Here is a 15,651-nt window from a genome sequence, read left to right as displayed (position 1 = left end):
CGGTTCTACAACACCGAAAGAAGACACAAATCCATCGGTAGGGTAACACCCAATGAAAGGTTCTATCAGATAATCAAAAATGTGTCGTGATTATATCTTAAATTAGTGCAATAGTTGTCCAGCAAATAGGGAGTATCATATAAGATAGGTTCGGAATCTCGGCGTTTGATAAGACACCGCTAAAGGATTTAATCGCTCAGAATCAAAAAAATCAAAGTGTCAAAGAACAAAAATTGTTAAACTTATTTGATGCAAAAAGTTAACGCATCAGTACTAAGATAAGAATAAGGAAACATGGGCTTGGGTGGGGTAACAGTGATGCATTATAACTCCAAATATGGAATAATGATAATCAAGCGAATAAACCGATGTGTATGCGCTTTATGGTTAATTTTCGGTTGCCAAGAGCGCGCCCATGAGAATCGGGAGATTGCGATGGGCAATCCAACCACTGTTGAGATCAACGCCGAAAAGATAGTGAACCTTGAGATTTCGAAAATTGCTACCGAGATGAATTATGTGTTTCTGTCAAACGATCACCCGGAATCGCTGATCGGCGATATCAATAAACTGGTGATGCATGGCGACAAATTTTTCCTTATGGATAAGGAACATACGCAATCGATATTCGTGTTTGATACTTCGGGTCAGTTTGTATACCGGATTGGTCCTGGTAAAGGTCCGGGGGAATTCACGTCTATCGAAGATTTTTGTATAGACACAGAAAATAATATGCTGTACGTTTTAAGCAATGACCTTAGTGAAATCTTTAAATACAATATGGTAACCGGGGGTTTTGTCTCTTCGATAAAAATGAAATCGGCCTACGACAAGCTCCAAGTAATCACGAGTAATAAAATCTTGTTGTTGAGAGACGGCCATTCTTATGAAAGTTCACCGGGACCATTTAGCTCCAATTTCATGTGTACCATTGATTCCTTAGGGAATTGGATTGAAGGGTGGCATTTATCGCCTATAAACCCCAATGTCTATTCGGGACTCATCCACGTCGTTGGCAATGGTGAGAGGGATGGTTATACGATAACAAGGATGCATTCAGATACGATCTATCAATATGATGGAGCCGATATGGAGGTAAAATACCTGCTTGATTGTGGTCCGAAGCGATTATTGGATGAGTTTTATTGGACATCGTCCTCGAAAAGGCAGGGAGAGATCATGAATCAGTCCACTCATTTTTTGGGAAACGTAATCGACATCAGGAATTTTTCGTTGATTCAATATGTTCACAATCGACGGTATTACACCTACTATTACGATAAAACCGCAAAGGAAGGATTTACGGTTAATTATGTAAATGATATTGATCATGTGCCTATTTTACAGTTTGATTGCGCTTTGGATAGTCTGCTGGTACACGTCATGCAGCCACAGGAAATTGAATTGCAACGTAATTACATTGTGAAATCGGGAATTGAAAGTAAAAAAATGCAAGAAATAGCAGGAAGGATTGATTATGATTCAAATCCTGTATTAATGATTGCAACGTTAAGGTAGTAAGTTGTAAAGGAAGGGCCGAACAAATGAATTTGCAAATACTGGTCGGATTAGGTTTATTTGTGTATAAAACGTAGGATGATGGAAGCTGTTGGGAAATTGTCAAACGCCCAGAAGGAGCTGTTGAAGTTGTTTAAATACGACCTGCCTGAGAAGCAGTTGGCAGAGATGAAAAACATCCTGTTAAAATACTTTGTGGATACCGCCAGTGATGAAATGGATCGGTTGTGGGAGGAGAACAATTGGAATAACGACACCATGAAGGAATGGGCTGGAGGCCACGAGCGTAAACGGAAGTAACGCATGGTTGTTGTCTTGGACATCAACGTACTGTTGGTCACGATTGCTCAGCAATCAACCTATCGGCCTATCTTTTCGTCGTGACTAATGACGCACATTTCAACACCTTGAAAAAGGTTAAATTTCCAAAAATAGATGTCATCAACATCGACCGGTTTCTGCAACGTAAAGTCGTAAGTTGTAAATCGTTGAAATTTCAGGTTTCGATAGCCGAAAATCGCGGATGTTTGCTTACCTTGCGGAGTAACGAAACCCGATAAGAACCAAAATTATGAATAAGCTCATCAAAAGTTGGTGTTTTATTGTTTTCTCACTTTTTATCGTTAGCGCCTGCACCGACCGAGATGGAGAAGGAAATCAAATAGGATACGCCGATAATGGGGATTGCTACGTTATTGATATCGCGGCAATGGAGTCCGTGGAAAACTACAAGGAACTGATCCGGGAGATCGCTTTTATCCCGCTGGAAACGAACGAGCATAGTTTGCTGGCTCATATTGACAAGGTCGTATTTCATAAGGGTAAGTTTTATGTTCATGATAGGCAGTTCGCCGCCCTGAAGGTTTTTTCGGAAGAAGGGAAATATATCCGATCGATCGGGAACATCGGGCGCGGCCCCGGCGAGTTCACCACCCTGATGGATTTCCTGCTTGACACTGAGGAAGACAAACTTCTATTGCTAAGCAATAACGAAAGGGCTGTGATGGAATATGATATGGAGGGTAATTACTTGCGGACAATGCAGACCAATGTCTTTGCCAGTTCATTTGCGAAGATCGGTGATAGATTCCATTACTTCATCAATCAAAACGACAATGACGTTTCGGGCCCGAATAACCTGATCGTTATGGATGAGAATAGCCGTGTGCTGGATAGATTCTTTCCTTTTCCTGAAACGTTTAACGTGATGCTGCCCGACCATAGTTTTTTATTGGGGAACGCCAACGGCGCACTTTTCCATCCCACGCTTTCGGATACCGTATTCCAATTGACAGCGAGCCAGGAAATCTATCCCAAATACGTGTTTGATTTTGGTGATAAGGCGCTTCCGCTGCCCATGCGTACTTCGTATGAGGCATATAAATCGGACGAGAGATATAACTATTCACGTTTGGGAGACCGCATTGCAGAAACGGAGCATGTGATTTCATTTAATTTTTTAGACGGACGGTCGGTCATACCTTCCGCTTTTTGCAATAGGAAGTTGGTGGACACAGTGCGGGGGAAAAAGATACTGAAACCGTTGCGGCTTGGTTTCCCGATTTCCAATTCGCCCGTATTAGGATTGATGGAAGACGACACTTTTATTACTTACCTTCGAGCTGAATATGCAGACTATGTGAGAAACCGTGTCTCATTCAATGAATTGGTGCGTGAGAATTTTCCGGATTTTTATGCCTTGGTTCCGGAACTGAAACCGGGAGATAATCCGGTATTGGTGACGTTTAAATTGGAATTTCCTTAGCACCTATGAAATTTTTTTTCATCTATTTAAATTTGCTTTTTTTTCGGTGATGAAGCTATCAGATTTTTCATTTGTGTTTGACTTCAACGGCATTCAAGATGGCTGAAGCCGTTTATTCATCCCCCTGTGTGGTCTGAAAAATCATGATGGTTTCATAAACATTAAATAGGCTATTCATATTATCCCCAATAACTACATCCGTTTATGGATAAATACTTCCGAGCAAAAGGAAATCTACATGGCGTGCTCGCATTAATCCCGCTTTACGGTATTATTTGTTTGATGGTAAGTTGTATCCCACATGGTGACGACACGGTTACGTTCCCTACGTCAGCAGACTCCATTATCTTCATTCAAGGCGGCGACTATGAGAACGATTATATAGACCTCTTCGATCTAATATCCGATATAGAGATTATTCAGCTGGAGACAACTGATTCTTCCATTTTTGCTGTGCCTTCGATTTTGCTGCAGGTAGATTCGAACATCGTAATCGCAGACGAAGTGTCAGACAAAGTCTTGCTTTTCAACAATAATGGGAGGTTTCAAAAATTAATTGCTAGGATAGGCAAGGGCCCCGGTGAATATCAGCATATCTCAGATGTTCACTATAACGAATGGAGTCAGAAAATTGAAATATGGGATAATAAATGGAACTTTTTAAAATACAACCTTATGTCAGGAGAAACCACTTCTACCAGTTACAGGAGCAATCCGGGTTTTTTCGCGTACAGATTTTTTATGCCGATTGACAAAGCTAGTTACTTCCTATATAACCCTCAATATAAAAATATTTATAAGGGGAATGATTTTAGACTTGTTTATAAGGAGCATGAAGAAATAAAATGGAAATTGCTTCCTTTTAATCAAGCGGACGAGAAAGGCATCACCGGAGCGGATTTTTATAAGTATGAAGATTCAGTGCGTTTCTTTGAGCGGTATATACCGGTGGTTTATACTGTTGATCGTTTGGGTATTACTCCTCGTTATTATTTTCAAAATAGAACCAGCAATAGATTGGAAAGTTATGATTTAAGCCGATATTCGGATTATATCGAAGAAGGCTTTGCGATTGATGGGGTTTATGAAACCCAAGACTGGTTATTTACTCGTTTTGCTTTTAACAAAAACCGAATAGGATTTTATATGATAGATAAGGTGAATTATAAGAATATGAATAGCGCTAGTCTGGGTTTTAGTATTAACGGGTTATGGGTACATTTAAAGACAGTTATCAACGGTCAAGTATGGACCAGTGTTGAAGCGCCTATATTTATTGCCTATCAAAACGAGATCGTCAACAATAAATCATTGTCGGATTTCCAGAAAGCAATATTAAACGTGAAGGCAACGGACACCGACAATCCAATATTAATAAAATTTGGAATCGATGATTGAAACAGGATTCAGAAAATTTATATTTCGATAGCCGAAAAGAGCGGATGTTTGCTTACCTTGCGGAATAACGAGACCCAATAAGAACCAAAATTATGAATAGGCTAATCAAAAGTTGGTGCGTTGTTACCAGGCAATCCGCTACAAACCGTTAAAATAAATCGACTCATGACGTGTTTTAAATGGCAATATTTTCTTTTTGCTTGCTTTGAGTTTTGGATAATCGTTTCGTGTCAAAATCACGCCGAGCGGCAGGACAGTACCCAGATCGCCCAGATAGAAGTAAGTAATGACGGCATTATTTCAGATGGCTGTACCTCACTGGAGGTAGATAATGAGGCGAATCTTATCCGGTATTCTGAGCTGGCAGATACCAATGTTCATGTTATCAAATTGGAAACAACGCCACAATCGCTGATTGGGAGGATCAATAAAATAGTTGTACAGGGCGAATATATTTTTGTTGCGGATACAGAGATTTCGAAAGCGCTGTTTATTTTCGACCGGAAGGGAAAATTCGTGGGAAAAATAGGAGCCAGAGGAGAGGGGCCAACCGAATACTATGACATACAGGATTTTACGATCGATATTGACCAAGGAAAGATTGTTTTATTGGACTTAACAGGTAGGAAATTGAACTTCTATACCTTGGAAGGCCGTTTTTTACACTCGAAGACCATCCCGTTTTTATTTAGTGGTATCGAATCGCTCGATCATCGTACGTGGGTTTTGGCTAGTCAAGGAGCGTATAACGGGCATATGCCCGATATCGATGGTTACTCGCTGATCGTCTGCGATACCAATTTCAATATACAAGCAATGCATTTTCCAAGTGATCCAAAGCAAAGAGATTTTTCTTATTATAATCAGCGACAGTTGAGGAAATTCGGGGAGCATGTTTTTTATTATCCACGATACTCAAATATGGTTTACGAGGTTAATGTTGATGGTGGGCTAATGAAAAAATATTGTTTGCAATTTAAGCAGAATGGCTTTGAATTAACCACCGGCCGAGAAATGAATGACGGTACGTTTTCTTCCACGGTGATGAACAAGAAAGGTTATTTTTCGGGAGACTATATCGAATTAGATACGCGGGCAATATTTTCCATTAATAATCCGAGAGCCCGTGGTACATTGGTTTATAACCGCGGCGACCAGCAATCGGTATATAGTCCATCTTTGATAATTGACCAGCCCATTTTTGCTTTTTTTAAGCATGATTTTTATTATTACGACAAGGAGTCTATTGTTACCTATGTAACACCGCCTGAACTGTTATTACCTTTAACGGTGTTGCCGGAAGATTCTCCGGAGAAAGATCTATTGCTTAGCAAATTTAATGGGTACTCTGATTATGATAACCCCTATTTGTTAGTTTACAAGATTTTGTAGCTAACTGGTGGGAAAAGCTATAGTATATATTGAAACATGACCAGATGAAATATTTGTCGCTAATTACTGGGCTGCTGTTGTTCATCGGTTGTGGTACTGGCGATGAGTCGTCCTCGAACCGCGGGACATTGCCCACTATCGATGAATCCCAGGCGGAAGAAAGCAAATTATCAGATTTTTTCAGCGACTTTGCCTTCGTCTTTTTGGAAACCAGTTCGGAAAGCCTCCTGGCTACGTCTGTTTCGAAAATGATGGTTTTAGACCGTTACCTGTTCATCATGGACAGGACGCCGCCAATGGGTAAACGCCGCGTGATGTCGTTTGATAAGTATACGGGCGCGTTTTTGGGTCAAATCGGTACGGAGGGGAAAGGCCCGGAGGAGTATGCTTTCTTGGTCGATTTCACCATTGATCCGGAGCGGAAAGCTATCTTGTTGTATTCGCATTCGGGGGATGACCAAAGGATGTTAACTTATACGCTTGACGGCTCGTTTGTGGGGGCCACAAAGGCGAAAGACGTATTTTTCTTACAAGGGATGGCTATCCAAGATTCCGTGTATGTAGTGGCCAACGATGCACTCGTTAATCGGGGGTATTATATGTTAAAAGTAAATCGGTCTGACCTGTCAATCGCCGACCAAAAACTCGAAGTGAATCGAGCACACTTTAAAATTGGTGAGATGAGTAGTTATCAGGCCCGGTTCTTGTTTTGGCACCCTACGGATACAATTTATGATGTGACGGCTGACGAGCCCGTACCAATTTATGCCGTCCGCTTGCCTGAAGATGAACGAGCCGAAAGGAAAGAAATAATAAGACGACCTACCCATGACTTAAAAATAGAAAAAAATGTAGAGTTATTTAATGCCGGAAAGATTTCTAGCAGGATGTCCTTTTTTGAAGGGGCTAACTACCTTTCCTACCTGAAGATAACCCGAACGGAAGAGCAGATGCCCATACACCAAACAGTTTACCTATTTGATAAAAGGGATAATCGTTTATACGATAGCGATCATATGGACTATGATCTTTTCGGTGGCTACCGGCTGCCCTTTCTTTTAGAGATGGCGCATGCCGATGAATATGTGGGCATCATTGATCCTATTCGTTTGCTTAGTGTAGGTAAAAAGGAATTCTTGGATAAAGTTCCACTGACAGAAGAGGACCATTTGCGTTTCAGTAAGCTGGATGAAATGGCGAACCCGATTGTATTGTTTCTTAAAGAAAAGTAAATGGGTAAGATGAAAAGACAGGTTTGTTTTTTTGTGATTGTTGTTTTTTTCGCTCTCTCGTGCGACAGCTCGCAATCCAGGGCCGATGATATAAAAAAGCGATTGGAAGGATACGCGGATTTAATTGATGAAAAGCTTATTGTCGAAGGCGAGAACTCGCTTTCGGCTGATTTTAGGCATATAGAAATACCGAAAGGCATCGGGGATTCGACCGTAGATCTTGATAGATTGATTAAGGATGTTCGATACGTAAAGTTGGAAACACACGCCGATGTTTTAATTGGGCGGGTTGATAAATTGTATTTTTCGGACGACCGCATAATCGTGGTGGATAAGACGAAAGCGCACGGGGTATTTATTTTTGATCATGCCGGTAAATTTATTGCGAAAATCCAACAACTTGGTAAAGGGCCGGAGGAATATGCTATTATCAGGGATGTATCTTTTAATAGCGATAGCAATACCATTGTTTTATATGATGATCAACGCGACCAGTGCCTGCATTTCTCGGAAGATGGCGTTTTCTTGAAAGCTGAAAAGGTTGGCTTCTTCTTTCATAGGTTTGAGTATTTAGCAGGTGGCCTATTTGTTCATTTCCAAGGTAATAGTGTTAATCTGCATATCCCATCAATAGCAGATAACGATATTGTCGTGACCAATGACTGTAAAGAAATCATCGTTACGTTCCGCCCACATTATAATCAGCTTGCAGGTATCAGGAATTTTACTTCGAATCACGAATTAGTCAAAAGTGCCAGTGACGTTTATTTTGCACCGATATTTTGCGATACGATTTTCAATTTTGATATTGATAAAAGGGAGTTAAAAGCCAGTTATGCCGTTGATTTAGGGAGTGATGATTTGAAAATGTTATTGAACGACGAGTCTACCCTCGCAGACTATTCGGCGGCTTTTAATACCGAGGGCGTTTATAAATTTAAAGGTAAGATGCTGCCGATTGATGACTTCGTATTTTTCGAAGGGGAAAGGGGAGGGCGGTATATGGGGCCTTGGGGGCTATTCTATTCCCGTAGAACGGGGAATGCGATGTGTGGCGTGGGATATGCTATTGGCCAACGCAAAGATATGCTGTATTTTAGTTTCCCCGACGCGGTCTATAAAGCGGAGTTTGTAAGTGTGATTGATCCGGCTGCTGTAATTACTTCCAGATCGAATTCAATATCGAAAAGAGAAATCGAACATGAGAAGCTTTCTTGGGTCGATTCATTGAGTGATATCGATAATCCTATACTGATGTTTTTTACAATTGAGGATTTTTAATCGTAAACGTTTCCGGTATCGATTGCGTAGATTTTATTGCCGCTAGTCTTGCTATCCCTCTACAAATACCTTAACATTGTATATGTGTATTCGAGCGGTTACGCTCAAAGCTGCATACCCGCTTTGTAATTAAGGCAGTTGCTGGAAGGCGTCGTCGCTTACTCGCATTGTTCATACCGTTATAAAATCAAATAAAGATGAAAGCAAATTCACGTCGAGAATTTATCAAAAAGGCTTCGCTGGGAGCTGGTGTTGTCGGGCTGTCTGCCATGGGCTTCAGTGCGAAAAGTTACAGTAAGATCATCGGAGCCAACGATCGGGTCAGGGTGGGGATTGTCGGTTTTTCCAATCGGTTTAAGAGTTCGCTCTTCCCCTGCTTTATGAACCACGCGAAAGCCCAGAATTTTGAGTTTGTGGCCGTTTCCGACCTATGGAACAGGCGCCGCGATGAGGCCTATGCGTATGCGAAGGAAAAAGCGGGTATCGAAATTGCAAAGTACCGTAATAACGACGAACTCTTCCCACGGAGCGATGTGGATGCGGTAATCATCAGTACAGCCGATTTCCAACATGCGCTGATCGCGGCGGAAGCGGTACGCCAGGGTAAAGACGTTTATGTGGAGAAGCCTTTGGCCGAAACGATGGAAGACGCCAAAATAGTGCGGAAGGCCGTGGAGGAAACGGGGAAAATATTGCAGGTGGGATCACAGCGCCGGAGCGCACCTAACTACATTGCGGCCAACGAGTACATCCGGTCGGGTAAATTCGGGGATATCAAGATGGTTGAAATGACTTGGAACGTAAATCAACCCGGCCGCTGGCGGCTGCCCCAGCTAACCAAAGAAATCCGCGAGCAGGATACCGATTGGAACCGCTTTTTGATGAACCGCCCAAAAGTGGCGTGGAACCCACGCTATTACCTGGAATACCGGTTGTTCTGGCCATACTCATCCGGCATTTTCGGCCAATGGATGGCACACCAGATTGATACTGTGCACTGGTTCACCGACCTGCCACATCCGCGTAGCGTGGTGGCCAACGGTGGCATTTACCTGTGGAATGATGGCCGCACCAATCCAGATACGCTGACAGCGGTAATGGACTACGGACCGGCTAATGATCCTACCAAAGGATTCCAGGTGCAGTATTCTTCCCGGTTTACCAACTCCGCAGGCGGGGTGAAAGAACTTTATTTTTCTAACGGCGGATCCCTGAATCTTGATACCAACGAAGTGACATCGCAAGGTGGGTTGACGCAAGGTATGGCCGACCAGATGGGAATGAAGGCAAACCTGCTTGAACCGTTCACACTTTCAAACGCTGCCAAAATCGAAACGTCGGCCAATACCGGGGGCGACCCGATGACGTCGCTGCACATGCTCAACTGGATGGAGTGCGTGCGCAGCCGCAAAAAGCCGAACGCGGATGTGGTGGCGGGATACAACCATTCCGTCGCCAATATCATGGGGCATACTGCCTATGAGACTGGCAAGCGGGTAACCTTTGACGATGAAAAACAGGAAGTGGTGGTTTCTTAACTAGCGATTTGTGAAAAAAGACGTAAAGATATTAATGGGTGCGCTGGTGCTGGCCGCGGCCTTTATGAGCTGTGGACAATCACAGTCTGGGCAATCGCAGTCTGCTCAGGTTGGCGAAGACGCCGACCGGTTTTCATTTGTAGCACACGCCGAGCGTAACAGCATTGCCGTATTACTGGATGGCCAACCCTATACTGCGTATTGCTACGCCGATAGTTTGAAAAAACCGGTGCTGTTTCCGTTGCGTACCAAAGCGGGGCATTTCATTACCAGAGGATGGCCTGTGCAACCCCGCGCGAACGAACGGACGGACCACCCCCACCACGTCGGGTTGTGGTTCAACTACGGCGATGTAAATGGATTGGATTTTTGGAATAACTCAATGGCTATTCCGGCCGAAAAGCGCATGGGCTACGGTAGTATCCACCATGCGGCAGTCAATGGCACGGAATCCAATGGCAATACCGGCGTACTTGATGTAACGAAGTACTGGCAAGGGCCACAGGGCGATAGCCTCTTGAAGGAAGATACTCGGTACGTTTTTCAAGTAGACGATGAAGGGAATACGTCCATTGTGCTCGATATTAAATTGACGGCATTGACGGACGTGTCGCTTAACGATAACAAAGAAGGGGTACTGGGAATACGTTTGGCGCGTGAACTCGAACATCCTTCCGATGAGCCTGCAAAATTTACCGACGCCAATGGTATCGTTACGGAGGTGGCCCAAGCGAACAACGACGGGGTTACGGGACACTATGTGAGTAGCGAGGGTATTGAAGGTGACGACGTGTGGGGAACGCGGGCTAAATGGGTAACCTTGAACGGCACCATCGAAGGGGAGGATGTTTCGCTCGTTATCCTTGACCATCCCGAAAACCCTGGATATCCAACCTATTGGCATGCGCGTGGATATGGTTTGTTTGCAGCCAACCCGCTGGGACAAAAGGCGCTCAGCGATGGCAAGGACGTACTTAACTTTAAATTGGGTAAGGATGCCTCTACCCGATTCAGGTACAAAATCCTAATCCACACGGGAAGCATGTTGGATGCTGCAGCCATTAACGATCAGTTTTCGGAATTCGGCGGCCAATCTTAAGCTGGTAAAAATTGTAGTGGTTTTTTTCCAAATGGAATTATTAAATAGGCAGTTTTTTGACCGGGTGAAGTACCCCGAAAAGGTACTTCAATTTGGAACAGGTGTGTTACTCCGCGGGTTGCCGGATTACTTTATTGAAAAGGCAAACCGGGCAGGCTTGTTCGGTGGAAGTATTGTAATGGTCAAGTCAACAGATAAGGGAGGCACGGATCAGTTTGACCGGCAGGACAACTTGTACACCGTCTATATCAAAGGGGTGGAAGATGGCCGGGATGTACAGGAGGAGTTACTGGTATCGGCAATCAACCGGGTCATCTCAGCCGCCGACGATTGGGATGCCGTTTTAAGTAGTGCCCGCAATCCGGCATTGGCAATTGTTATTTCTAACACCACGGAGGTGGGGATCGCGCTTGATGAACGTGATGACGTGTTTGCTTCGCCTCCGGCATCGTTCCCCGCTAAGTTGACCGCGGTCCTATACGAGCGGTTTAGCACGTTTCATGGAGCGCCAGATAAGGGGTTGGTGGTACTTCCCACGGAACTTATCGACGAAAACGGAAAGCGGTTACAAGATATCGTTATCGCGTTAGCAGAACGCAGTAACCTAACGCCCGGCTTTATCGACTGGGTGAAAAACTGTAACTATTTCTGCAATACGTTGGTCGATCGGATAGTGCCTGGCGGTTTAAAAGGTGATGACCGGGCACGGGCCGAAAGTCAATCGGGCTACAAAGACGAATTGGCCATTATGGTTGAGCCATTTTGCTTATGGGCCATCGAATCTTCCCATCCGCAGGTGCTTGAAGTGCTCTCCTTTGCGCAGGCGGACAGTAGGGTTGTCGTCACGCCTGATATCGGAAAATTCAAAGAGCTTAAACTTCGTCTACTCAATGGCAGCCATACGTTTGCATGTGGTTTGGCTATACTGGCCGGATTTGACACGGTGAAGGAAGCCATGGCAAATCAGGCGTTTTCAACCTACGTGAAGCAATTGATGCATAGCGAAATTATTCCCACATTGGTGGAAATAGGCGTAGGTAGGGAAGAAGCGCGTGAATTTGCAGACCGGGTCATCGATCGGTTCGCCAATCCATACCTCCATCACCAATGGCAGAGCATCAGTACGAATTATACGTCAAAAATGCGGATGCGGAATTTGGCAACGCTCGAAAGATACTTTAGCAACGGGACCAAAGGTGGAGCGGATTGCATGGCCTTGGGCTTTGCGGGGTATTTGCGGGCCGCAGGGCGCACTGAATCCAGCCACTTGCTCGCAGCATGGGAAAATGACCTGCTCCCGTTGGGAGGTTTCCTGCCGTCAGTCAAGAATTACCTGGAGCAACTCCAGCAACGACCGGTATTGGAAGTAATTGGATCGACGACCGACCATATCAACTTTTAGATTGACGGCTTTAGATTTTATAAAGATGAAGAAATTTCTGGACGAACACTTCCTGTTGAATACGAAGACCGCACAAGCGTTGTACCATGATTACGCGGCAGCTATGCCGATTATCGACTATCATTGCCATCTTCCGCCGCAGCAAATAGCCGAAAATACACAATTTGATAATATTACACAGGTATGGCTCAACGGCGACCACTATAAATGGCGGGCTATGCGCACCAACGGCGTGGATGAAAGCTATATCACCGGTGATAGGTCCGACAGGGAGAAGTTCAAAAAATGGGCGGAAACGGTGCCTTATACATTACGTAACCCATTATATCATTGGACACACTTGGAACTGAAGCGCTATTTTGGCATTTCGGAACTGCTGTCGCCCAACACAGCCGACCGAATCTTCGACGAAACGACGGAAAAACTGAAATCGCCCGAATACCGCGTCCGGGGCTTGTTGAAACGGATGAACGTTCAGGTAATTTGTACGACTGACGATCCGGTAGATAGTCTTGGCCATCATCGTGCGTTGAACGGATATGAATTGCCGGTATACCCGGCCTTCAGGCCCGACGCAGCCATGGATTTGAGTGATACCACAAAATTCAACGGATATGTTTTGCGGCTGGCGGAAGTGACAGGTCGATCGATAACCCATTTTGCTGACTTTGTTGATGCCTTGAAGGAGCGCCATGAATTTTTTGCAACGATGGGCTGTACGGTCTCCGACCATGGGTTGGAAGAGCTATATGCCGATGGATATACGGATGAAGCCATCGAACGCATCTTTAAAACGGCAATGGATAACGGCAACATATCGGTTGGTGAACATCGCCAGTTCAAGTCGGCCATGTTGCATTTATTTGCACAATGGGATGCTGATAAAGGATGGGTACAGCAGTATCACCTGGGCGCGCTACGGAACAACAACTCGCGCATGATGCGGCAATTGGGGCCGGACACCGGCTGGGATTCCATTGGTGATTTTAATCAAGGCAGGGCCCTCTCCGCATTTTTGGATAGATTAGATCGTGATAACCAATTGGCCAAAACCATTTTGTATAATCTCAATCCATCCGATAATGAACTGATGGCAACTATGATCGGTAATTTCAATGATGGCTCCGTACCCGGTAAAATCCAGTTTGGGTCTGCATGGTGGTTTCTTGACCAGAAGGATGGGATGACCAAGCAAATCAATGCACTGGCTAACATGGGCTTGCTGAGCCGGTTCGTTGGGATGCTGACCGATTCACGGAGTTTCTTGTCGTTTCCAAGGCATGAGTACTTCCGAAGATTGCTGTGCGACCTATTTGGAACGGAGGTCGAAAACGGTGAATTGCCTAATGACTTGGAATGGATCGGGCAGGTAATACAAGATATTTGTTACAACAATGCTAACCGGTATTTTGGGTGGGAGCGATAAGCACGTAACACCTACCTATACGAAAACGATTTCGCAGAATTTCCGATGGGAAAAGTAGGCGATTCAACAAGTCTTTCTATATTTGGAAAGACGTAAACGTTTACGCGTAGTAAATCTAATCATTTTTGATGCTTGTATTATGACTTCTCAACCGTTAAGTAACTACCGATGGAATATCTGTGCACTTTTGTTTTTCGCAACCACGATAAACTACCTGGATCGGCAGGTGCTATCCCTTACTTGGAAAGATTTTATCGTTCCCGAATTTCATTGGCGAAATAACGACTACGGTAACATCACTGCGGTATTTTCAATTGTATATGCCGGGTCCATGTTGTTTGCCGGGAGATTAGTTGATTGGATGGATACGAAGCGAGGTTTTTTATGGGCGATTGCCGTTTGGTCGGTCGGCGCCTGTATCCACGCCTTTTGTGGGATAGCTACCTCGGGTATCCTGACAGGCAATTGGTTTGTGGGGTTCGAGGAGGCGAAGGAGCTTATCGGTACGGTTGGCGACGTAAGCGCCGTGATTTCGGTCAGCGTGACGTTGTTTATTTTTGCTCGAATCATTCTTGCTATCGGTGAATCGGGTAACTTTCCTGCCGCGATCAAGGCAACGGCGGAGTTCTTCCCCAAGAAAGACCGCGGGTTTGCTACAAGTATTTTTAATGCGGGTGCTACGGTAGGTGCACTGGCTGCACCATTGACCATCCCGTTCATTGCGGCGGCTTATGGATGGGAAGCTTCCTTTGTCATTATTGGCGCATTAGGGTTTGTGTGGATGGGTTTTTGGATTTTTATGTATAAGAAGCCACACGTGCATCCGCGGATAAACGCCGCGGAATTGGCCTACATCCAACAAGATGACGTGGTTGACAACGAACGGATCTTGGCCACTGAAGTGGCGGTGCCGCGTAGAAAAATGTCTTTTGCACAGGCGTTCAAGTATCGGCAAACATGGGCTTTTGCGGCGGGTAAGTTTATGACGGACGGCGTCTGGTGGTTTTTCCTTTTTTGGACACCGGCATACCTCAGCTCGGTATATAACCTGGATTCGACCGAGAGTGCATGGCATATTTTTACGCTGTACGCGCTCACGCTGTTGTCTATCATCGGTGGATGGTTACCTACCTATTTTGTTGAAAAGCAAGGTATGAACCCGTATGCAGGCCGTATGAAATCGATGCTTATTTTTGCGTTTTTCCCATTGCTGACATTGCTTGCGCAGCCGCTCGGCCATATTTCTGTGTGGATACCCGTGTTGATCATTGGTATTGCCGGAGCGGCGCATCAGGCGTGGTCGGCTAATATCTTCTCTACAATCGGCGATATGTTTCCCCGTTCCAGTGTCGCTACGATTACGGGGATAGGGGGCATGGCTGGTGGTGTGGGTGCATTCCTGATCAACAAAGGCTCTGGTTTATTGTTCGACTATTCGGTCGATACCAATATGAAGTTCATGGGCTTCGAGGGAATCGAGGCTGGATATTTCATCATTTTCGCTATCTGTGCAGTATCCTATTTGATCGGATGGTTCATTATGAAATCGTTGGTTCCGCATTACGAACCGATTACCGACATCGATTAATAAATCAAAAAG

The 15,651-nt window shown here is 44.6% G+C and carries 12 protein-coding genes; all 12 read left to right on the top strand.

The features are described 5' to 3' along the window. Window positions 1–435: 435 nt before the first annotated feature. The 12 genes from VNQ80_RS20905 to VNQ80_RS20850 all read left to right on the top strand — a co-directional run bounded on the left by VNQ80_RS20905 (window position 436) and on the right by VNQ80_RS20850 (window position 15,639). Window positions 436–1,518: a 6-bladed beta-propeller gene (locus VNQ80_RS20905; RefSeq protein ID WP_325642399.1), complete on the top strand. Its 1,083-nt coding sequence runs from the start codon at window positions 436–438 to the stop codon at window positions 1,516–1,518. Window positions 1,519–1,596: 78 nt separating this feature from the next. Beyond that, window positions 1,597–1,818, top strand: coding sequence for a hypothetical protein (locus VNQ80_RS20900; RefSeq protein WP_325642397.1), 222 nt, complete (start codon window positions 1,597–1,599; stop codon window positions 1,816–1,818). 271 nt (window positions 1,819–2,089) lie between these two features. Continuing rightward, the gene (locus tag VNQ80_RS20895; protein ID WP_325642395.1) at window positions 2,090–3,283 is read left to right on the top strand and encodes a 6-bladed beta-propeller; all 1,194 of its coding nucleotides are present in this window, start codon (window positions 2,090–2,092) and stop codon (window positions 3,281–3,283) included. A gap of 204 nt (window positions 3,284–3,487) precedes the next feature. Beyond that, window positions 3,488–4,681 (top strand): 6-bladed beta-propeller, encoded by a 1,194-nt coding sequence (locus VNQ80_RS20890; protein ID WP_325642393.1) that lies wholly within the window; start codon window positions 3,488–3,490, stop codon window positions 4,679–4,681. 120 nt (window positions 4,682–4,801) lie between these two features. Continuing rightward, the gene (locus tag VNQ80_RS20885) at window positions 4,802–6,073 is read left to right on the top strand and encodes a 6-bladed beta-propeller (RefSeq protein ID WP_325642391.1); all 1,272 of its coding nucleotides are present in this window, start codon (window positions 4,802–4,804) and stop codon (window positions 6,071–6,073) included. A gap of 44 nt (window positions 6,074–6,117) precedes the next feature. Next, window positions 6,118–7,305, top strand: coding sequence for a 6-bladed beta-propeller (locus tag VNQ80_RS20880; protein ID WP_325642389.1), 1,188 nt, complete (start codon window positions 6,118–6,120; stop codon window positions 7,303–7,305). Continuing rightward, window positions 7,306–8,586, top strand: a complete 1,281-nt coding sequence (locus tag VNQ80_RS20875) for a 6-bladed beta-propeller (protein WP_325642387.1) — start codon at window positions 7,306–7,308, stop codon at window positions 8,584–8,586. It abuts the gene before it with no gap. A 197-nt stretch (window positions 8,587–8,783) separates the two neighbouring features. Then, entirely contained in the window at window positions 8,784–10,124 is a 1,341-nt protein-coding gene (locus VNQ80_RS20870) for a Gfo/Idh/MocA family oxidoreductase (protein WP_325642385.1), read from the top strand. Between the two features lie 10 nt (window positions 10,125–10,134). Then, the gene (locus VNQ80_RS20865; RefSeq protein ID WP_325642383.1) at window positions 10,135–11,223 is read left to right on the top strand and encodes a PmoA family protein; all 1,089 of its coding nucleotides are present in this window, start codon (window positions 10,135–10,137) and stop codon (window positions 11,221–11,223) included. Between the two features lie 31 nt (window positions 11,224–11,254). Next, window positions 11,255–12,625, top strand: a complete 1,371-nt coding sequence (locus VNQ80_RS20860) for a tagaturonate reductase (RefSeq protein WP_325642381.1) — start codon at window positions 11,255–11,257, stop codon at window positions 12,623–12,625. 25 nt (window positions 12,626–12,650) lie between these two features. Then, complete coding sequence (gene uxaC / locus VNQ80_RS20855; RefSeq protein WP_325642379.1) at window positions 12,651–14,051, top strand: glucuronate isomerase; 1,401 nt, start codon at window positions 12,651–12,653, stop codon at window positions 14,049–14,051. Window positions 14,052–14,190: 139 nt separating this feature from the next. After that, window positions 14,191–15,639: an MFS transporter gene (locus VNQ80_RS20850; RefSeq protein WP_325642377.1), complete on the top strand. Its 1,449-nt coding sequence runs from the start codon at window positions 14,191–14,193 to the stop codon at window positions 15,637–15,639. Window positions 15,640–15,651 lie beyond the last annotated feature (12 nt).

The sequence above is a fragment of the Parapedobacter sp. genome, assembly GCF_035556095.1.
GTDB lineage: Bacteria > Bacteroidota > Bacteroidia > Sphingobacteriales > Sphingobacteriaceae > Parapedobacter.
This window is presented reverse-complemented; position numbering and strand designations above follow the sequence as displayed.